The 20873-nt window shown below is 72.0% G+C and carries 15 protein-coding genes; 9 read left to right on the forward strand and 6 right to left on the reverse strand.

Translation table 11 applies throughout. The annotated features are described in order from the left end of the window. Positions 1 to 29: 29 nt before the first annotated feature. The 3 genes from DEI91_RS12005 to ileS are packed head-to-tail and all read right to left on the reverse strand — an operon-like array spanning position 30 to position 5154. On the reverse strand, positions 30 to 446 hold the full coding sequence (locus tag DEI91_RS12005; RefSeq protein WP_111052521.1) for a DUF4233 domain-containing protein: 417 nt from the start codon (positions 444 to 446) through the stop codon (positions 30 to 32). Further along, positions 443 to 1900, reverse strand: a complete 1458-nt coding sequence (locus tag DEI91_RS12010; protein ID WP_111052522.1) for a folylpolyglutamate synthase/dihydrofolate synthase family protein — start codon at positions 1898 to 1900, stop codon at positions 443 to 445. Before DEI91_RS12010 ends, DEI91_RS12005 begins: the two co-directional genes overlap by 4 nt. Beyond that, complete coding sequence (gene ileS / locus DEI91_RS12015; RefSeq protein WP_111052523.1) at positions 1897 to 5154, reverse strand: isoleucine--tRNA ligase; 3258 nt, start codon at positions 5152 to 5154, stop codon at positions 1897 to 1899. Before ileS ends, DEI91_RS12010 begins: the two co-directional genes overlap by 4 nt. Before the next feature lie 253 nt (positions 5155 to 5407). Here ileS and DEI91_RS12020 point away from each other — a divergent pair, with 253 nt between their 5' ends. Beyond that, positions 5408 to 6475: a cation diffusion facilitator family transporter gene (locus DEI91_RS12020; protein WP_111052524.1), complete on the forward strand. Its 1068-nt coding sequence runs from the start codon at positions 5408 to 5410 to the stop codon at positions 6473 to 6475. A 12-nt stretch (positions 6476 to 6487) separates the two neighbouring features. Here the strand turns inward: DEI91_RS12020 and DEI91_RS12025 are convergent, their stop codons facing one another. Together DEI91_RS12025 and DEI91_RS12030 are read right to left on the reverse strand one after the other, a co-directional pair. Continuing rightward, positions 6488 to 7327 (reverse strand): hypothetical protein, encoded by an 840-nt coding sequence (locus tag DEI91_RS12025; RefSeq protein WP_111052525.1) that lies wholly within the window; start codon positions 7325 to 7327, stop codon positions 6488 to 6490. Positions 7328 to 7411: 84 nt separating this feature from the next. After that, entirely contained in the window at positions 7412 to 8011 is a 600-nt protein-coding gene (locus DEI91_RS12030; protein WP_111052526.1) for a TetR/AcrR family transcriptional regulator, read from the reverse strand. Positions 8012 to 8042: 31 nt separating this feature from the next. Here DEI91_RS12030 and DEI91_RS12035 point away from each other — a divergent pair, with 31 nt between their 5' ends. Genes DEI91_RS12035 through DEI91_RS12050 form a run of 4 tightly spaced genes read left to right on the forward strand, consistent with a single transcriptional unit; the run spans position 8043 to position 13288 of the window. Further along, a complete protein-coding gene (locus DEI91_RS12035; protein WP_111052527.1) occupies positions 8043 to 9695 on the forward strand; it encodes an ABC transporter substrate-binding protein in 1653 nt (550 codons plus the stop codon). A gap of 7 nt (positions 9696 to 9702) precedes the next feature. After that, entirely contained in the window at positions 9703 to 10722 is a 1020-nt protein-coding gene (locus DEI91_RS12040; RefSeq protein WP_309148057.1) for an ABC transporter permease, read from the forward strand. Further along, complete coding sequence (locus DEI91_RS12045; RefSeq protein ID WP_258374410.1) at positions 10719 to 11648, forward strand: ABC transporter permease; 930 nt, start codon at positions 10719 to 10721, stop codon at positions 11646 to 11648. Before DEI91_RS12040 ends, DEI91_RS12045 begins: the two co-directional genes overlap by 4 nt. After that, on the forward strand, positions 11645 to 13288 hold the full coding sequence (locus tag DEI91_RS12050; protein WP_111052528.1) for an ABC transporter ATP-binding protein: 1644 nt from the start codon (positions 11645 to 11647) through the stop codon (positions 13286 to 13288). The genes DEI91_RS12045 and DEI91_RS12050 overlap by 4 nt, the downstream gene beginning before the upstream one ends. 74 nt (positions 13289 to 13362) lie before the next feature. Here DEI91_RS12050 and proP read toward each other — a convergent pair whose 3' ends face one another. Continuing rightward, positions 13363 to 14931, reverse strand: coding sequence for a glycine betaine/L-proline transporter ProP (gene proP, locus DEI91_RS12055; RefSeq protein WP_258374411.1), 1569 nt, complete (start codon positions 14929 to 14931; stop codon positions 13363 to 13365). A 252-nt stretch (positions 14932 to 15183) separates the two neighbouring features. On the opposite strand from proP, the gene valS reads away from it, so the two are divergent. The 4 genes from valS to DEI91_RS12075 all read left to right on the forward strand — a co-directional run bounded on the left by valS (position 15184) and on the right by DEI91_RS12075 (position 20860). Continuing rightward, the gene (gene valS / locus DEI91_RS12060; RefSeq protein WP_258374412.1) at positions 15184 to 17781 is read left to right on the forward strand and encodes a valine--tRNA ligase; all 2598 of its coding nucleotides are present in this window, start codon (positions 15184 to 15186) and stop codon (positions 17779 to 17781) included. Positions 17782 to 17884: 103 nt separating this feature from the next. Further along, entirely contained in the window at positions 17885 to 18136 is a 252-nt protein-coding gene (locus DEI91_RS12065; RefSeq protein ID WP_111052529.1) for a hypothetical protein, read from the forward strand. Between the two features lie 88 nt (positions 18137 to 18224). After that, entirely contained in the window at positions 18225 to 18806 is a 582-nt protein-coding gene (locus tag DEI91_RS12070; protein ID WP_111052530.1) for a TetR/AcrR family transcriptional regulator, read from the forward strand. A gap of 26 nt (positions 18807 to 18832) precedes the next feature. Continuing rightward, entirely contained in the window at positions 18833 to 20860 is a 2028-nt protein-coding gene (locus DEI91_RS12075; RefSeq protein WP_111052531.1) for a M3 family metallopeptidase, read from the forward strand. Positions 20861 to 20873: the final 13 nt, after the last annotated feature.

Here is a 20873-nt window from a genome sequence, read left to right on the forward strand (position 1 = left end):
GGACTCCCTGCGGTTCGAGGTGGGATGGATCAGTCCTCGCCGAGCGCGACGCGACGGGCGGCGTTCTGCCGGTCGAGCTGACCGCCCTTGACGAAGCAGAAGACCCACAACGCCAGGAACACCAGGCCCACCACGACCATGAAGGGCTCGATGAACCCGGTGGCGAGGATGGCCGCCTGCAGCAGCCACCCGAACCATACACCGGCCCGGGAACCGGTCATCCGGGACGCGAGGAGGAGCACGATGATCGCCGCGATGCCCCCGCCGAAGGCGACGGCGGCCGGCAGCGTGTGCTTGCCGTAGACGACGAGCATCGGGAAGAAGAACATGAACGCCTCGAGGCCCAGCGTGATCGAGAGCAGACTCTCGCGGGCGCCACGGTCACGACGCGGGCGTCGGACCCGGGGTGCACGCGGCGGCCGGGAGGCACGCCCCGCGTCCGTCACTTCGTCCCGCCTTCCCGGTGCACCAGGTCCATGACCGCGCCGACCATGACGATCGACCCGGCGACGAGGACCATGGCGTCCTCGGCGTCGGCGTCGTCGGCCAGGTCGCGGGCCTCCTGCAGGGCGCCGGCGAGCGACGGCTCGACGACGACCCGGTCGTTGCCGACCTCGTCGACGACGACCCGGGCGAACTCGTCCGCGTCCAGTGCACGCTCCCCCGGCGGCTGCGTCACGACGAAGGTCGCGACGGTGTCCTTGAGCGCACGGACGAACCCGCGGGCGTCCTTGTCGCGGAGGATCCCGACGACGCCGACGACGTGCTCCGACGGGAACGCCACCGGCAGCGCGTCGGCGAGGGCCTTGGCTCCGTGCGGGTTGTGCGCGGCGTCGACCACGACGGTCGGTCCGGTCGCGATCGGCTGCAGACGGCCCGGGCTCGTCGCGTTCGCGAGGCCCTCGCTGAGGACGTCCTCGTCGAGTGCCTGGCTGCCGCGGCCGAGGAACGACTCGACCGCGGCGATCGCGACGGCCGCGTTGTGCGCCTGGTGCGCGCCGAACAGCGGCACGAACAGGTCGTCGTACGCGCCCGCGATGCCCTGCACGCTGACGAGCTGCCCGCCGACGGCCGGGGTGTCGCTCGTGACCCGGAACGCCGACCCCTCCACCGCGAGGGCCGACTCGGTGAGTTCGGCCGCGCGCTCGAGCTCCGCGAGGGCCTCGGGCGTCTGCGCGCTCGTGACCACGGACGAGGACGGCTTGACGATGCCCGACTTCGTCCGGGCGATCTCGGCGACGGTGCTGCCGAGCTGCTTCGCGTGGTCGATGGCGATCGGGGTGAACACCTGCACCTGGCTCTGCACGATGTTGGTGGAGTCCCACTCGCCGCCCATGCCGACCTCGATCACGGCCACGTCGACGGGTGCCTCGGCGAAGCACGCGAGCGCCAGCACGGTCAGCGCCTCGAAGAACGTCAGCGGCTGCTCACCCTTCGCGGTGAGCTCGGCGTCGGTCATCTCGAGGATCGGGGTGATGTCGTCCCAGTTCTCGACGAACCGGCTCGGCTCGATGGGCTCGCCGTCGATGACGATGCGCTCCCGGATCGACACCAGGTGCGGGCTGGTCATGAGTCCGGTGCGGAGCCCGTGGGCGCGGACGATGCTCTCGGTCATCCGGGCGGTCGACGTCTTGCCGTTCGTGCCGGTGATGTGGATGACCGGGTACGCCAGGTGCGGGTCGCCCAGGAGCTCGACGGCACGACGGGTCGCGGTCAGACGCCGTTCGGGTGCCTGCTCCCCGATCCGGGCCATGAGCGCCGCTTCGACCCGCCGGACCTCGTCGTCGTCCCCGCCGTACGGCAGTTCCTCGCCGGGAGCGGTGTCGCCCGCCGGACCGACGGGGATCTCGATTCCGTCTGCGTCCTCCGCGGGGATCTCGTACTCGTTGCTGTCGCTCATGCGCGCTGGACCTCCACGGTCACCTTCGCTCCGTCGCCGACCGCGACGGTGTCCTCGTCCTGACCGAACGTCGTGGGCACGACCTGTACTCCGCCGGCGAGGGTCTCGTTCGCGATGAGCGTCTCGTGCACGCCGATCGCGGCTGCTGCCGTCTCGTCCGCACGGAGCGTCAGGACGATGCGGTCACCGACGTCGAGACCGGCGTCGCGTCGGGCCTGCTGCACGGCACGGACGACGTCGCGGGCGATGCCCTCGGCTTCGAGCTCCGGCGTGGTGACGGTGTCGAGGACAACGAACCCGCCGCCGTCGAGGAACGCCACGGCCTTGGACGTGTCGGCCACGGTGAGGTCGAGCGTGAACTCGCCCTCGACGAGGTCGATGCCGCCGACGGTCACGCCGGTCTCGGTCGCGGTCCAGTCGCCCCGCTTGGCGGCCGGGATGACCTGCTGCACGGCCTTGCCGATGCGGGGGCCGGCAGCGCGGGCGTTGACGGTGAGCTTCCGCTCGATGCCGTACTGCGCCAGGGACTCCTCGGCCTGCTGCTCGAGCACGACGCGCTTGACGTTGAGCTCGTCGCGGAGGATGTCCGCGAACGGCTCGACGGCCGCGGTGTCCGGCACGACGAGCGTCAGCGTGGCGAGGGGCAGACGGACGCGCTTGCCGGTCGCCTTGCGGAGCGCGAGGCCCTTCGACGCGACGTCCCGCACGCGGTCCATGGCCGCGACCAGGGCGTCGTCGGCGGGGAACTCGTCGGGCGACGGCCAGTCGGTCAGGTGCACGCTGCGGTCACCGGTCAGGCCCTTCCAGACCTCCTCGGTCACGAGCGGTGCCAGCGGCGCCGCCACCCGGGCGAGCGTCTCGAGGACCGTGAACAGCGTGTCGAACGCGGCACGGGCCTCCGGGGAGGACTCCGCGCCGGCCCAGAACTTGTCCCGCGACCGCCGGACGTACCAGTTGGTGAGCACGTCGGCGAAGTCGCGGATCGCCTGCGCGGCCAGCGGGGTGTCGAGCGCGTCGAGGTGCGTCGTGACGTCGGCGACGAGCACGCGGGTCTTCGCGAGGAGGTACCGGTCGAGCACGTCGGTGCTCGCGGTGCTGCGGGTGGCTCGGTACCCCTGATCGCCGGAGGCGTTCGCGTAGAGGGTGAAGAAGTAGTACGTCGACCACAGCGGCAGGAGGAACTCGCGGACGCCCTGTCGGATGCCCTCCTCGGTGACGACGAGGTTGCCGCCGCGGATCACCGACGACGACATGAGGAACCAGCGCATCGCGTCGGCACCGTCGCGGTCGAACACCTCGGACACGTCCGGGTAGTTCCGGAGCGACTTCGACATCTTCTGGCCGTCGGAGCCGAGGACGATGCCGTGGCTGATCACGTTCGTGAACGCCGGGCGGTCGAACAGCGCGGTCGACAGCGCGTGCATGACGTAGAACCAGCCGCGGGTCTGCCCGATGTACTCGACGATGAAGTCGGCCGGGCTGTGGGTGTCGAACCACTCCCGGTTCTCGAACGGGTAGTGCACCTGGGCGTACGGCATCGAGCCGGAGTCGAACCAGACGTCGAACACGTCGGTGATCCGGCGCATGGTCGACCGCCCCGTGGGGTCGTCCGGGTTCGGCCGCGTCAGCTCGTCGATGAACGGCCGGTGCAGGTCGACCTCGCCCTCGGCGTTGCGGGGCAGGCGGCCGAAGTCGCGCTCGATCTCCTCGAGCGAGCCGTAGACGTCCTGACGCGGGTACTCCGGGTCGTCGGAGACCCACACCGGGATGGGCGTACCGAAGTAGCGGTTGCGGGAGACCGACCAGTCGATGGCGTTGCCGACCCACTTGCCGAACTGGCCGTCCTTCACGTTGTCCGGCACCCAGGTGATGTCCTGGTTCAGCTCGCCCATGCGGTCGCGGAACTCGGTGACGCGGACGAACCACGACGAGACGGCCTTGTAGATGAGGGGCTTGCGGCAGCGCCAGCAGTGCGGGTAGCTGTGCTCGTACGACGCCTGGCGGAGGAGCCGGCCGGCGTCACGGACGGCCTTCGTCAGCGGCTTGTTCGCGTCGGACCAGAGCATCCCGGCGACCTCGCCGAACTGCGACGTGAACAGGCCGCCCTCGTCGAGGGAGAGCACCACGGGGATGCCCGCGGCCGCGCAGACCTCCTGGTCGTCGGCACCGTAGGCCGGGGCCTGGTGCACGATGCCGGTGCCCTCGCCCGTCTCGACGTACTCGGCGACGAGGACCTTCCAGCCGTTCTCCATGCCCTCGGTGTCCGACAGGAAGTCGAACAGGCGCTCGTAGGTCACGCCGTCGAGCTCCCGGCCCTCGATCGTCCGGCTGACGGCGTCGACGGCCTCCTCAACCGAGGCGTAGCCGAGGTCCTTCGCGTGCGCGGCGACCGTGTCGGACGCGAGCAGGTACGTCGCGGAACCGGCGGCGCCACCGTCAGCCGCGCCTCCCGGCCCGGCCGGCAGGACCGCGTACGCGATCGCCGGACCGACCGCGAGCGCAGCGTTGGTCGGCAGCGTCCAGGGGGTGGTCGTCCAGGCGAGGGCGCGGACGCCGGTCAGCCCGAGCTCCTCCGCACGCGCACCGGTCAGCGGGAACGCGACCGTGACGGACTGGTCCTGACGCATCTTGTAGACGTCGTCGTCCATGCGGAGCTCGTGGTTCGACAGCGGGGTCTGGTCGTTCCAGCAGTACGGCAGGACCCGGAAGCCCTCGTACGCCAGGCCCTTGTCCCACAGCGTCTTCCATGCCCACAGGACGCTCTCCATGTACGTGACGTCGAGGGTCTTGTAGTCGTCCTCGAAGTCGACCCAGCGCGCCTGGCGGGTCACGTACTGCTGCCACTCGTCGGTGTACTGCAGGACGGACCGCTTGGCGGCTGCGTTGAAGACGTCGATGCCCATGGCGTCGATCTCGTGCTTCTCCGTGATGCCGAGCTGCCGCATCGCCTCGAGCTCGGCGGGCAGGCCGTGCGTGTCCCACCCGAAGCGGCGGTGCACCTGCTTGCCGCGCATGGTCTGGTAGCGCGGGAAGACGTCCTTCGCGTACCCGGTCAGGAGGTGGCCGTAGTGCGGGAGGCCGTTGGCGAACGGCGGACCGTCGTAGAACGTCCACTCGTCGCAGCCCTCGCGCTGGGCGATGGAGGCACGGAAGGTGTCGTCGCCCTTCCAGAAGGCGAGGATGCCGTCCTCGACCGCGGGGAAGGACGGGGACGGGGTCACGCCGTCGGAGTCGGAGTTCAGCGGGTACCGCACGGGAGGCTCCTGGAGGTCGGTGGAACTGGACCACGAGGACGGAGCCTGCGCTCCGCGGTACCACCTCGCTTGCCACGGACCGGCGCGCAACGCCTGCTCGTGACCACTCTGCGTCGGGGTGGTGACGGTCCCGAACCCGCCCGGTTCTAGTGACGACCCCCGCCGGGTGCCGCGTTCTTCCGGGAGGCTCCCCGGTGATGGCCGGATCGATGCCTGTGGGTCCGACTCTACCGGACGGGAGCATGCTGGAGCGATGCCCTCGTCGTCGTCCCCCGAGGCTCCGGGAACCGCCCCGGACGCCTCGTCCTCGCAGCAGAAGCCCGAGTCGCTGCTCACCGTCCTCATCGCCTTCGGGGCGAACCTCCTCGTCGCCATCGCGAAGTCCGTCGCCGCCCTCGTGTCGGGCTCGGCGTCGATGGTCGCCGAGGCCGCGCACTCGTGGGCGGACACCGGCAACGAGGTCTTCCTGCTCGTCGCGGAACGGCGGGGGGCTCGGAAGCGCGACGCACGACACCCGCTCGGCTACGGCCGGGAGACGTACATCTGGTCGATGTTCGCCGCGTTCGGGCTCTTCACCGCGGGTGCCATCGTCTCCATCACCCACGGCATCGGCGAGCTCGGGGACACCGGCCCGGCCGAGGACGTCACCCTCAACTACATCGTGCTCGCGGTCTCGTTCTGTCTCGAGGGCACGAGCTTCCTGCAGGCGTTCCGGCAGGCCCGCGGCGCCGCGACGAAGCGACGGGTGCCGGTCCTCCGCCACGTGCTGCAGTCCTCGAACCCGACGCTCCGGGCCGTGTTCGCCGAGGACGCCGCCGCCCTGGTCGGCCTGGTCATCGCGTTCCTCGGGGTCTTCCTGCACCAGGTGACCGGACTCGCGGTGTTCGACGCGATCGGGTCCATCGCCGTCGGGCTGCTGCTCGGGGTCGTGGCGATCGTCCTCATCGACCGCAACCGCCGGTTCCTGCTCGGGGAGAGCACGTCCCCGGAGCTCGAGAACGCCGTGCTCGTCGAACTGCTCGCCCGCGAGCAGGTGGAGAGTGTGAGCTACCTGCACCTCGAGTTCGTCGGACCGTCCCGCGTCTACCTCGTCGCCGCGGTCGACCTCGTCGGCAACGACACCGAGGAGCACGTGGCCGGTCGGCTCCGCCGGATCGAGGAGTCGCTGGAGCAGAGCCAGTACGTCGAGGAGGCGGTGCTCACGCTGTCCGTACCGGGCGCCCCGGTCCTGCGGCCGACGAGCGACGACATCCCGGACGTGGTCCGGGACGGCACGGTCGAGGACGTGGCGTCCGGCGGCGCCGGCACGCTCCGCGCCTGACCCCCGGGACGGTCAGCAGTCGTCGTTCGTGAACTCCAGGTCGACGGTCTGGTCCGAGCCGGTGAAGACGTAGGAGTACCGCATCGCGATGTCCTCCTCGAGGATGTCGCGGGTCGCGTCCGTCGAGCAGAGGTTCGACAGCACCGAGTCGCGGATCGTCCCTTCGGAGACGGTGGCGGGGTCGGCGTCCACGCGGTAGCGGTAGTGGATCGCCCCGTCCTCGGCCTCGACCCCGGTCCACGTCGTGATCTCGTCGACCTGTCGCGGGAAGGTCGTCTGCTCGGAGATCTTCGCCACGCCCTCGTCGACGAGCTCCTGCTTGGACGGACCGCCGAACGAGGCGAATCCCCAGCGGACCAGCGCGGCGGCGATGACGAACGCCAGGATGCCGGCGATGGTGACGAGCGCTCGGCGACCCCGGGACTGCTGCGGGGGCTGGGTCCCGAACGCCGCGGTACCGCCGGGCTGCGCGACCGGGGCACCCGGACCCTGCCAGGGCTGCTGCGGACCGCCGGGGACCTGCTGCTGGCCGGGGACCTGCTGCTGGGGGCCACCCGGGGCGTGCTGCTGTCCGGGCACCTGCGGCGTCGGACCAGCGGGGTCCCGCGGCGCGCCGGTGCCCGCGTCCCACCCGCCGGTCCACTGCGGCGCCGGGGGCACCTGGCCATGGTCGGCGGGGAGGCCCTGGCCGTGCGCGGCGGGGAGGCCCTGGCCGTCGTCGGCGGACAGGCCCTGGCCGTGCTCGACGGGGAGGCCCTGGCCCGGTCCCGTGCGGCCGTCCGGTCCGCCGGTGTGGTCCGGTTCCGGGCCCCGCCCGGACGACGACGGCTGCTGATCGGGTGTGTCGGACAAGGGTCCCCCTGGTGTCGGTGGCCGTCCCCCTCGGACGGCGCACCCAGAACCTACCAGCGGCCCCGTCAGCCCCTGCGGTCGGCGTCAGCGCGCGTCGAGCCCCGCGACCACGGGCGTCAGCGCGGCGGCGACGTACTCGACGAGCGGCCGCCGGGCGACCCCGTCCGTCACCCACACCCCGAACGCGGCGGCCGCGGCACCGAGCATCGCCCCGGCCACGGTCTGCGGCCAGAGCGACTGCGCGTGTTCCCCGGTGCGGGCGGCGACGAAGGACGCGACCGCCCGGTGCTGCGCGGTCACCCGCGTCGCGACGCTGGCGACGAGACCGTCCCCCACGTCCATGACCTCGGCCTGCGCGATCGCCCACGGCACCCGCTCGGGATCGTGCGCCCGGGCGGCGGCGAGCAGTGCGTCCTCGACGGCGCGGACGGCACTCGACTCCGTCGACGACGCCAGGTGCTGCGGAAGGGCGGCGACTGCCGCGTCGAGGTCGAGCCACATGACGTCGGACTTGGCGGTGAAGTAGTTGAAGAACGTGGCTCGGCTGACCCCGGCGCGGGCGGCGATCTGGTCCACCGTGGTCCGTCCGTAGCCCTGCTCGAGGAAGAGCTCGGCGGCGGCGTCCGCGAGCACCTCGGCGCTCGAGCGGCGCGGTCGCCCGCCGCGGCGGATCGGTTCGTCCATGCCCCCAGTAAAGCGCTAGACTCGGCCAGCCATGATCTTGGACCCAGTACAGAAAAGCCCGGCGCTGCGGCGCATCGTGACCGGGGTCGCCGGCGCGGCCACGATCCTCCTGGCCGTCACCGCGTGTACCGGATCCGGGACACCCGCGGACAGCAGCAGCCCCGTCCGCGGTGGCACGCTCACCTACGCCTCCGGTGACGCCGAGCCGACCTGCCTGGACCCGCACGTCGGTGGCAACTACCCGCAGGCGCTCCTGGCGACCCAGTACATCGAGGAGCTGGTCGGTCTCGACGACGACGGCCGTCCGACCCCCGAGCTCGCGACGGAGTGGACGACGAGCGACGACGGGAAGACCCTCACCTTCACGCTCCGCGACGACGTCAGGTTCACCGACGGCACCCCCTTCGACGCGGCGGCCGTCGTCGCGAACATCGAGCACGTGCAGGACCCCGCGACCGCGTCGAGCACGGGGTACCTCGCCCTGCAGTCGATCGAGCGGGCGACCGCCACCGACGACCACACGGTGACGCTGTCCCTCAGCCGCCCCGACGCCGCACTGCTCGAGTCGTTCTCGCAGCCGTGGGTCGGCATGGAGTCCCCGAAGGCGCTCGAGCGGGAGCAGGCGACGAACTGCGAGTCCCCCGTCGGCACCGGCCCCTTCGCCGTCACCGGGTGGAAGCACGGCGACCGCGTCACGCTCGAACGGAACACCGCGTACACCCCGCTCGCCGGGTCGACCACGAAGCCGCGCCTGGACGGGCTCACCTGGCGGTTCCTCCCCGACTCGACCTCGCGCTACGCAGCCCTGCAGTCCGGTCAGGTGGACGTGATCGACAACGCCCAGCCCGACCAGCTGAAGGCTGCCTCGGCGAAGGGCAGCATCCGTGACCTCGATGCCCCACGTCCGGGTGCGTCCAACCGACTCGAGCTGAACTCGGGCCACGGGGTCTTCCGTGACGAGGCCGTCCGCACGGCCTTCATCGCCGCCGCCGAGATCGATCCCGGGTTGCAGTCGCTCTTCCTCGGCACCGCGAAGCGCTCGTACTCGGTGCTGTCGAGCGTCGAGCCGACGTCGTACGCCGACGAGTCGTTGTTCGCCTACGACCCGTCGGAGGCGGAGCGCCTGCTCGACGAGGCCGGCTGGAAGACGAACAGCGACGGCGTCCGCGAGAAGGACGGGAAGACCCTCACCGTCACGTTCCCGGTGTCGACGAACCAGTCCGTCCCGGCAGAGCGCAGCCTGTTCCAGCAGATCCAGGCGTCCGAGGCGGAGGTCGGCATCCAGGTCCGGCTGCAGGAGCTCGACCTGTCGAGCTGGTACGCGGCACTCGCGAAGAACCAGTACGACGTCGTGAGCGCCCCGTACACGAAGGTCGGACCGGACGTCCTCCGCATCCTGTACGACTCCGCCTCGATCACCCCGGCACCGTCGGGCTACTTCGCGAACCTGGCGCAGCTCGATGACCCGGCCCTCGACGAGCTGCTCGAGAAGGCGTCGCAGACCTCGGACGCGAGCGAGCGTGCCGACCTCGTCGAGCAGGCGCAGAAGGCGATCCTCGAGAGCCGGACGGTCCTGCCGCTCTACGACCAGCAGAACCACTTCCTGTACCGCTCGGCCGTCCACGGCATCTCGACCACGTCGGTCTCCACGCCGTGGTTCGGCACGGCGTGGGTCGCACGCTGATCCCCCGGTGACGCTGCAGGGACCCGGCACTCGTCCGGCACGCCGCCCAGCCCGGGCGGGCTGGGCGCGCTGGGCGGTGCGCCGGGTCCTGGGCGGCGTCGGGGTCCTCTGGGCGGTGGCGACGATCGTGTTCGTCGCGATCCGCCTCATCCCCGGGGACCCCGCCCTCGCGATCCTCGGCGGGCCGGGGTCGCAGGCGTCGGCCGAGGCGGTCGCGCAGGTGCGCTCCGAGTACGGGCTCGACCGGCCGGTCCTCGTCCAGTACCTGGTGTTCCTCGGTCGCCTGGCGACGGGGCAGCTCGGGGACTCGTACGCCTTCCGGACGCCGGTGTCGACGCTCCTCGCGCAGGAGCTGCCCGTGACGCTGACCCTGGCGGTCGCCGGGCTCGGGGTCGCGTGGCTGCTGGCGGTCGTCGCCGCGTGGTGGTCGACGCAGCGCGGCCGGACGGCGGCGCTGCTGACCACCGGCCTGGCCGTCACCGCCAGCGTGATGCCGCACTTCTGGCTCGGCAGCGTGCTCATCGTCGTGTTCGCGAGCGCGCTGGGATGGGTGCCCGCTGTGAGCGACGGCACACTGCGCGGTTGGGTCCTGCCCGTGCTCGTCGTCGCGGTGCCGGTCGCCGGGTACCTGGCCGAGACGATCCGTGACGGTGTGGTGGACGCGCAACGGTCCGCCTTCGCGCTCGCCGCCCGCGGTCGGGGCGAGTCCCGCGCGGGGCTGTTCGGTCGGCACCTGCTCCGGCACGCCGCACTCCCCGGGATCGCCCTGTCCGCCTGGGCCTTCGGGTCGCTCGTGTCCGGAGCCGTCGTCGTCGAGTCGGTGTTCGCGCTCCCCGGGATCGGCCGGGCGCTCGTGACCGCGGTGACGCAGCGGGACATGCCCCTCGTCGCGGGGATCGCGCTCGTGTCGGCGGCGGCGTACGTCGTCGTGCTCGCCGTCGCCGACCTCGTGGAGCGTGCGGTCGACCCGCGCGGGAACGACCGGGGCGACCGCCCGGCGACGTCGGACCAGGCGGAGGCGTGGTGAGCGGCATCGTCGACCCGGGCCTCCCGTCCGGCACCGACCCCGACGGCAGGACCGGCGCGACGCCGACCGGTCCGTCCGAGACGTCCGGCCGGCGCGCCGGACGCCGGTCCGAGCGATTCCGTGGGGGGACGCTCGGGCCGGCAGGCACCATCGCGGCCGCCGTGGTGGCGGTCGCGGTGGTCGCCGCCCTGTGGCCGGCACTGCTCGGCGGTGCACACCCACTGGCGGTCCACCCGGCCGAGGCCCTCCTGCCACCCGGCGCCGGCCACCCGTTCGGCACCGACGAGTCGGGCCGGGACGTCCTGGCGCGGGTGGTCGCCGGGACACGGGCGTCGCTCCTGGTCGGCGTCGTCGCCACCCTGGTCGGCGGCGGGACCGGCGTGGCGCTCGGCGTGCTTGCCGGGCTCGGCGGACGGGTGGTCGACGCGGTGGTCGGCCGCGTGACCGAGGTGGCGTTCGCGTTGCCGCTGCTGCTCGTCGCACTCGTCGTGATCGCGGTGACCGGTCCCGGGCCGGTGCCGGCCATGCTCGCCGTCGGGTTCGCGACCGCTCCCGGGTACGCCCGGATCGTGCGCGGCCTGGTCCGGACCGCGCGGGCGTCGCAGGTGGTGGAGACGGCCGTGCTGCTCGGGCGGTCACCCGTCGCGATCGTCGTCCGGCACGTGCTGCCCGCCGCGCTCTGGCCGGTCGTCGCCGTCGGGACGCTCGGCATCGGTCAGGCGGTCGTGTGGGCGTCCGCGCTGAGCTACCTCGGTGTCGGGACACCACCGCCCGCACCGGAATGGGGGGCCATGCTCGCCGACGGCCGGACCTACCTGCAGACCGCCCCGTGGATGAGCACGTTCCCCGGGCTCGCCATCGTCGTCCTCGCGACCGCGGTGACGGTGCTCGGCCGGGCACTCCGCCGTACCGGGGCCGCACGATGACGGCGGACGAGCACGCCACGTCAGGCACCGTCGTCCTCGACGTCGCGGGACTGTCCGTCACGATCGGCGGCACGCCGCTGGTCGACGCCGTCACCCTGCGCGTGCGCGGCGGCGAGTGTGTCGCCCTGGTCGGTGCGTCGGGCTCCGGCAAGTCCGTCACGATCCGGGCTGCGCTGGGGCTGTCCGCTCCGGGCGCGGTGGTCGCGGCTGACCGGCTGCAGGTGGGCGGACAGGACGTCCGTGACCTGTCGGAGCGACGGTGGCGCGCCGTGCGTGGTCGATCCGTCGGCTACGTCGGCCAGGAGGCCCTGGGCGCGCTGGACCCGCTCCGTCCGGTCGGGCGCGAGGTCGCCGACGCCCTCCGCCTGCACACCGCGCTCTCGGCGCGCGAGCGCATCGAGGCGGTCCGCGCCGAACTCGAGGCCGTGGGGCTCGACCCCGACCTGGCCACCGACGGACGCACCGCCGAGTCCCTCTCCGGCGGGATGCGGCAGCGTGCGCTCATCGCGGCCGCGACGATCGGTCGTCCGGGCCTCCTGGTCGCGGACGAGCCGACCACCGCCCTCGACGCGGGGGTCGCGTTGCGGGTGATGGAGCAACTGCGCGCCGCCCAGGAGCGCGGTACCGGAGTGCTCGTCGTGACGCACGACCTCGGCCTCGTCGCCGGGTGGGCCGACCGGGTGGCGGTGATGGACGCGGGACGCATCGTCGAGGAGGGCCCGACCGCTTCCGTCCTCCGTGCGCCGGCACACCCCGCGACGCAGTCCCTCGTGCGCGCGGCCCGACCCACCGAGCGCCCGGTCATGTCCACCGCTGCACGGCCGGAGGAGACGGCGCAGACGGCGCAGACGGCGCAGAGGGCGCAGACGGAGCCGGCCCTCGCCGCGGTCGGACTCACGCGCAGCTACGGCACCGTCCCAGCGGTCGCGGACGTGTCCCTGGCCGTGCGCCCGGGTCGGGTCCTCGGGCTGATCGGCGCATCCGGCTCCGGCAAGACCACCGTGGCCCGGATGCTGCTCGGTCTCGAGACGCCGGACGCCGGCACCGTGCAGCTCAGCGGACAGCCGTGGGCGCCGCTGCCGGAACGCGCACGCCGCGCCCGCCGACACCGGGTCGCCGCCGTCGTGCAGGACCCCGGCGCGACGTTCGACGAGCGATGGGACGTGGAGCGGGTCCTCGCCGACGCGCTCACCGCCGGACGGGCCCGACGGGCGACCGGAGCGCTCGCGGCCCGGGTCGACGACGCCCTGCGGCAGGTGGACCTCGACCCGGCGGTCCGCCTCCGGTCCCCGCGCACCCTCTCCGGCGGGCAACGGCAGCGTCTCGCGATCGCCCGCGCGCTGGCCACCGACCCCGAGGTGCTCGTGCTCGACGAGCCGGTGACCGCTCTCGACGCGACCGTGCAGGACGCCGTGCTCGGGCTCCTCGAACGGCTCCGCGACGACACCGGGGTCGCGATGGTCTTCGTGTCGCACGACCTCCGCGCCGTCCGCCGCCTGGCCGACGAGGTCCTCGTGGTGCACGCGGGCGTCGTCGTCGAGCACGGCCCGGCAACGGAGGTGTTCGACCGACCGCAGCACGCGGTCACCGCGCAGCTGGTCCGTGCTGCCGAGCGACTCGCCGCTGGCCCCGCCGTCTGACGGCGCGCCCGGACGCGACGGAGGCCCGACCTGCGTGTCGCAGGGCGGGCCTCCAGGCAGGTGGTCGGACGGGGTCAGGAGCCGGCGGAGGCCTTGTCCTGCGACCCGTCGGCCGACACGACGGGGATCTGGCTCGTCGAGAAGTCCTTCGCCCAGTCGGACTGCGCGAGCTCCGACGTCGGGTCGTCGTACTCCGCGATCACGTCGGCGACCTCGTCCTCGTGCGCGACCGTCGGGCCCGAGCCCATCAGGGGCGAGCTCGCGGTCTCCTTGGTGAAGTACACCGCGACGAGCCCGATCAGGGCGGCGAGCATGAGGTAGAACGCCGGGATGTCCTCGGCCCAGCCGTAGCCGGCGTCCTTCGCACCGGCGATGAGCGCCTGCGTCGCGAGCGGCGTCGTGCCGCCGAACAGGGACACCGACACGTTGAACGCGATCGCCAGCGCGCCGTAGCGGATGATCGTCGGGAACAGGGCCGGGAGCGTCGACGGCATGGTCGACGTGAACGTCACGAGCACCAGACCGAGGAGGAGCAGCCCGGCGAAGACGCCGGGGCCGGTGCCGGTCTGCACGAGCTTCAGCGCCGGCCAGGACAGCACGATGAACCCGAAGCAGCCCGCGGCGAGCACCGGGCGACGACCGAACCGGTCCGACAGCCGCCCGCCGAACGTGATGACGACCATCATGAGGATCATCACGATGACGATGAGGATGAGGCCGAACGTGGCGTTCTGCCCGAGGTTCGTCTCGAGGTAGGTCGGCATGTACGACAGGAGCATGTAGTCGGTCACGTTGAACACGAGGACCAGGCCGATGCAGACGATGAGCGAGCGCCAGTTCTCGGCGAACAGCTTGAGGAACGGCGTCTTCTGCGACTCGCGCTCGGCCGCCTGCTCCTGCTGCTTCTGGAACGCAGGTGTCTCCTCCAGCTTGAGCCGCAGGTAGAGCCCGATGAGGCCGAGCGGGCCCGCCACGATGAACGGGATGCGCCAGCCCCAGCTGAGCAGGGCGTCCTCCGGCATCGCGTACTGCAGCACCGTGACGATCGACGCACCGAGCACGTAGCCGGCGAGCGTGCCGAACTCGAGCCACGAGCCCATGAACCCGCGCCGCTTGTCGGGCGAGTACTCCGCGATGAACGTCGCCGCCCCGCCGTACTCGCCGCCGGTCGAGAAGCCCTGCACGAAGCGTGCGACGAGCAGCAGCACCGGCGCCCAGAAGCCGATCGTGTCGTACGACGGGATGAGGCCGATCATCAGCGTGCCCGCGGCCATCAGGATCATCGTCAGCGCGAGGACCTTCTGCCGGCCGATCTTGTCGCCGATCGGGCCGAACACCGCGCCGCCGATCGGACGGACGACGAACGCGGCGGCGAAGAAGCCGAACGTCGCCACGAGGTTCGAGGTCGGGTCGCCTGCCGGCAGGAACACCTTCGAGATGGTGACCGTCAGGTAGGCGAAGATGCCGAAGTCGAACCACTCCATGGCGTTGCCGAGTGCTGCTGCGGCGACGGCACGCTTGAGCAGCGACTCCTCGACGACGGTGACGTCGTCCTCGGTGAGCTTGCGCCGGGCGCGCTTGGCGGCGGCCTTCGTCCGCAGCGGGCGGTCCCCGTGCGTCTCCTTCGGTGTGTTGGCTGGCACGTCGTTCCTCCGGTGTGCTGTACGTCCTTCGGGCGTCCGACGAGACGGCGACACTGGCGACCTGCGAGCCGCGCTCGCCGGACAAACCCCGGAAGCCTACCAGGCGGACCCGGACGGGTGGCATGTCAGTGCCGCTCGGCAGGCTCGGCGCAGCGGGGTGACCGCTACGCTGGGCAGGACCCGTCGAGCGCGGGGACACTCAGGCACCTCATCACGGACTCGGTGCCGCACATACGAACGGAAGGCGCAGCCATGACCAAGCCCATGCCCGACAAGCCATCGGTGGACGGACTCGAGCAGGTCTGGGGACCGCAGTGGGAGCAGGACGGCACCTACCGGTTCGACCGCGCCGCCGCCGGTGACCGGTCCGCCGTCTACTCGATCGACACCCCGCCGCCGACCGCCTCCGGCTCGCTGCACATCGGACACGTGTTCTCGTACACGCACACCGACCTCAAGGCCCGGTACGAGCGCATGCGCGGCAAGCACGTCTTCTACCCGATGGGCTGGGACGACAACGGTCTCCCCACCGAGCGCCGCGTGCAGAACTACTACGGCGTCCGCTGCGACCCGTCGCTCCCCTACGACCCCGACTTCACGCCGCCGTTCGAGGGCGGCGACGGCAAGTCGAGCAAGGCCGCCGACCAGCTGCCGATCTCCCGTCGCAACTTCATCGAGCTCTGCGACCAGCTGACCGTCCAGGACGAGCAGCAGTTCGAGGAGCTCTTCCGCACCCTCGGGCTGTCGGTCGACTGGACGCAGTCGTACCGCACCATCGACGCGACCTCCCGCGCGAGCGCCCAGCGCGCCTTCCTCCGCAACCTCGAGCGTGGCGAGGCGTACCAGGCCGACGCCCCGACGCTGTGGGACGTGACGTTCCGCACCGCGGTCGCCCAGGCCGAGCTCGAGGACAAGGAGATGCCGGGCGCGTACCACGGTCTCGCCTTCCACAAGACGGACGGCAGCGGTGACGTCGTCATCCAGACCACCCGCCCCGAGCTCCTGCCGGCGTGCGTGGCCCTCGTCGCACACCCGGACGACGAGCGCTACCAGGACCTGTTCGGCACGACCGTCCGCTCCCCGCTGTTCGACGTCGAGGTCCCGGTGCTCGCGCACCACCTCGCGCAGAAGGACAAGGGCGCCGGCATCGCGATGATCTGCACGTTCGGTGACACCACCGACGTCGTCTGGTGGCGCGAGCTGCAGCTGCCGAACCGCTCGGTGATCGGGTTCGACGGCCGCATCCGCTCGGAGGAGCCGGCGTGGATCGAGTCCGCCGAGGGTCGGGCGCTCTACGCCGAGATGGCCGGCAAGACGGTGTTCTCCGCCAAGAAGGTCGTCGTGGACGCCCTCACCGCGTCCGGCGAGCTCGTCGGCGACGTCAAGACGATCAACCACCCGGTCAAGTTCTTCGAGAAGGGCGACAAGCCGCTCGAGATCGTCTCCACCCGCCAGTGGTACATCGTCAACGGTGCCCGCGACGAAGAGCTGAAGCAGACGCTCCTCGACCGCGGGGACCAGATCGCGTTCCACCCCGACTTCATGAAGGTCCGGTACGAGAACTGGGTCGGCGGCCTGTCCGGCGACTGGCTCATCTCCCGCCAGCGCTTCTTCGGTGTGCCGATCCCGGTCTGGTACCCGCTCGACGCCGACGGGAACCCGGTCTTCGACCAGCCGATCGTCCCGACCGAGGCGCAGCTGCCCGTCGACCCGTCGTCCGACCCGGCTCCCGGGTACGACGAGTCGCAGCGCGGTGTCGCCGGCGGCTTCCAGGGCGAGCTCGACGTGATGGACACCTGGGCGACCTCGTCCCTCACCCCGCAGCTCGCCGGAAAGTGGGAGACCGACCCGGAGCTCTACGGCCTGGTGTACCCGTACGACGTCCGCCCGCAGGCGCAGGACATCATCCGGACGTGGCTGTTCACGACCGTGCTCCGCAGCCAGCTCGAGGCCGACGTGGTGCCGTGGAAGAACGCCTCGATCTCCGGCTTCATCGTCGATCCCGACCGCAAGAAGATGTCGAAGTCGAAGGGCAACGTCGTCACGCCGCTGTCGATCCTCGAGCAGCACGGTGCGGACGCGGTCCGGTACTGGGCGGCCTCGTCGAAGCTCGGGACCGACGCCGCGTTCGACCCGCAGAACCCGAAGCAGATCAAGGTCGGCCGTCGTCTCGCGATCAAGGTCCTCAACGCGGCGAAGTTCGTCTACGGCTTCGAGCTGCCCACCGGCGCCCACCGGGTGACGGAGGCGCTCGACGTCGACATGCTCGCCGCTCTGGGCACGGTCGTCGACCAGGCCACGGCCGCGTTCGAGGCGTACGACCACGCCCGTGCGCTCGAGATCACCGAGCGCTTCTTCTGGACCTTCTGCGACGACTACCTCGAGCTCGTCAAGGAGCGTGCCTACGGCACCGCGGCGGACGCGAGCCACGAGACCCAGGCGAGCGCGGTGCTCGCGCTCCGGGGCGCGATCGACGTCCTGCTCCGTCTGCTCGCCCCGTTCCTCCCGTACGCGACGGAGGAGGTCTGGGCCTGGACCCACGAGACGAGCGTGCACCGGGCCTCCTGGCCGACGCGGACCGACCTGCCGGTCGACCAGGCGGAGACCGGTCTGCTCGCCGCCGTCGGGCAGGCGCTCATCGGCATCCGCGGTGCGAAGACCGCGGCGAAGGCGTCCCAGAAGACGCCCGTCACCCGGGCGGTCGTGCAGGCGCCGGCCGCCGTGCGCGAGCTCGTGGAGCGCGCGGCCGTGGACCTGGCGGCCGTCGGCCGCATCCAGGACCTCGCCTTCGTGGACGGCGACGAGTTCGCGGTGACCGAGATCGAGCTGGCCGAGCAGCCCTCGGCCTAGTCGGAGCACCCGGGCCGCGACCCGGACACCGAGGACGCCCCGTTACCGTGGAGACACGGGCGGGGCGTCCTGCGTCCCCGCCGGCGACGTACTGGAGGCACGCATGCAGTTGGGCACGAGATGGAACGTCGGAGCGGAACCGCCCGCACGGCTGCCCGAGACGATGGTGGTCGCGGTGCGCGCTGTCGAGGACGACCTGACAGCGCAGTCGGTCGACGCGTCGACCTGGCGCTGGACGCTCACCTTCCTGGAGGGCAAGCCGATGGTCGAGCTGGACGACGGGACGTCGATCCACCTCGATCCGCTCGGCCACGCGCAGGTGACGGACCCGGACGACGCCGGCACCGAGGACTGACCGCTCCCGCTCCGCGGCCTAGAGTGGAGAACGAACGTTCCCGGCGTGGTGCCCTGCCGGCGGACAACCGGGTGGACGGAGGGCGGACATGGCCACGAGCACGGTCGAGCCGGAGACGACGGCGCGCATCGTCGACACCGCCGACGCACTGTTCTACGCGCGCGGCATCCAGGCCGTCGGCATGGACGAGATCCGATCGGCCGCCGGCGTCTCGCTCAAGAAGCTCTACGCCGCGTTCCCCGGCAAGGAGCAGCTCGTCGCAGCCGTCCTGACCGGGCGTCACGCGCTCTGGGAGCAGGGCATCCGTGCGGCCGTCGACGACGCCGCCGGGCCGCGCGCGAAGATGCTCGCCGTCTACGACTTCCTCGAGTCGTGGTTCGGCGACGACACGTTCCGGGGCTGCGGGTTCATCAACGCCTTCGGCGAGCTCGGTGCGACCTCGCCGACCGTCGCCGCCATCGCACGCGAGCACAAGGAGTCGTTCCAGCGCTTCGTCAGCGGCCTCGCCCTCCAGGCCGTCCCTGACGTCGACCGCGCCGAGGAACTCGCCGCCCAGCTCGCGCTCCTCGCCGAGGGGGCGCAGACCACCGCGGCGATCGCCGGCACGACGGACGCCGCCGTGCACGCGCGTCGCGCCGCCGCGGTCCTCATCGACGCCGCCACGCCCTGACACGGGCCGGCGGATAGGTTGTGGGGATGGCCACTCCGTTCGACGAACCGAGCACGCTCCCCTACGCCCTGCCCCCGTTCGACGACGTCCGGACGGAGCACTACCGCCCGGCCTTCGCCGCCGGGATGGCCGAGCACCGCGCCGAGGTCGAGGCGATCGCCACCGACCCGCACCCGCCGACGTTCGAGAACACGCTCGTGGCACTCGAACGGTCCGGGCAGCTGCTGCAGCGGGTCGAGATGGTCTTCTCCACCGTCACCTCGGCGGACTCCACCGACGAGCTCCGCGACCTCGAGGCGGAGCTCTCCCCGCTCCTGGCCGCCCACCGTGACGCCATCGTGCTCGACGCCCGCCTGTACGCACGCGTGCGGGCCGTGCACGACGACCTCGACGGCGCTCCCGGCCTGTCGGACGAGGACCGACGCCTCGTCGCCCGGACCCTGACCGAGATGACGCTCGCCGGCGCCGGTCTCGACGACGCGGGCAAGGAACGACTGACCGCCGTCAACCAGGAGCTCTCCTCGTTGACGACGACGTTCGAGCGGAACCTGCTCGAGGACACGAACGACGCCGCCGTGCACGTCACCGACGCGTCCGAACTCGCCGGGCTCGACGACGGTGCGGTGTCCGCGGCCGCCGGCGCCGCGGCCGACCGGGGTCTGGACGGCTGGCTCGTCACCCTGCCGCTCTACACCGGCCACCCCTGGCTCGCCGCGCTCACCGACCGCGGGCTCCGGCGGCGGATCATGGAGGCGTCGCTCTCGCGCGGGCGACGCGGGAACGCCTTCGACAACCGGGAGGTCCTGCTGCGGATCGTGCGCCTCCGCGCCGAACGCGCCGAACTGCTCGGCTTCCGCGACCACGCCTCGGTCGTCACCGCCGACGAGACCGCCGGCGACCCCGACGCGGTCGCCGGGCTGCTGTCGTCGCTCGTGCCGGCCGCGACCGCGAACGCCCGCGACGAGCGGGCCGTGCGGTCGCGGACCGTCGGGTACGAAGTCGAGTCGTGGGACTGGGGGTACGCCACCGAGGTCCTGCGCGGTGAGCAGTTCGCCGCGGACAGCGGGGCACTCCGCCCCTACCTGGCGGCCGACCGGGTCCTCGTCGACGGCGTCTTCCACGCGGCCACCGCGCTGTACGGCCTGCACTTCACGGAACGGCCCGACCTGCGGGGCTACAACGACGAGGTCCGCGTCTTCGAGGTCACCGACGAGGAGGACGAGCCCGTCGGGCTGTACCTGCTCGACCTGTACACACGGGACGGCAAGCGCGGCGGGGCGTGGATGAACCCCGTGGTCGAGCAGTCGCACCTGCTCGGCACGCTCCCCGTCGTCGTCAACAACCTCAACGTGCCGAAGCCGGCCACCGGTTCGGTCACGCTCCTGACCCAGGACGAGGTCGAGACGCTGTTCCACGAGTTCGGGCACGCGCTGCACGGCTTGATCGCCCGCACGACCTACCCCCGGTTCTCCGGCACGAACGTGGAGCGTGACTTCGTCGAGTTCCCGTCGCAGGTCAACGAGATGTGGGTGACCTGGCCGTCGGTGCTGGCGAACTACGCGAAGCACCACGAGACCGGCGAGCCGATGCCGCCGGAGCTCGTCCTCGGGCTCGGTGACGCCGAGGGCTTCAACGAGGGCTTCGGCACGACCGAGTACCTCGCCGCCGCGCTCCTCGACCAGGCGTGGCACCGGCTGACCGCCGCCGAGGCCGCAGCCGTCACCGACGTCGAGGCCTTCGAGCGGCAGGCCCTGGCGGACGCGGGCATCGACGCCCCGGCCGTCCCGCCCCGCTACTCGTCGACGTACTTCGCGCACACGTTCTCGGGCGGGTACGACGCCGGGTACTACGGGTACATCTGGAGCGAGGTGCTCGACGCCGACACCGTGGAGTGGTTCCGCGACAACGGCGGCCTGTCCCGGGAGGCCGGCGAGCGGTTCGCGCGACTCCTGCTCGGCGTCGGCGGAGCGCAGGACCCGCTCGAGGCGTACCGCGCGTTCCGCGGCCGGGACGCCGAGGTCGGGCCACTGCTGCGTCGCCGCGGGCTCGAGTAGGCACCGGCGAACC

This window comes from Curtobacterium sp. MCBD17_032, from assembly GCF_003234855.1.
Classification (GTDB): domain Bacteria; phylum Actinomycetota; class Actinomycetes; order Actinomycetales; family Microbacteriaceae; genus Curtobacterium.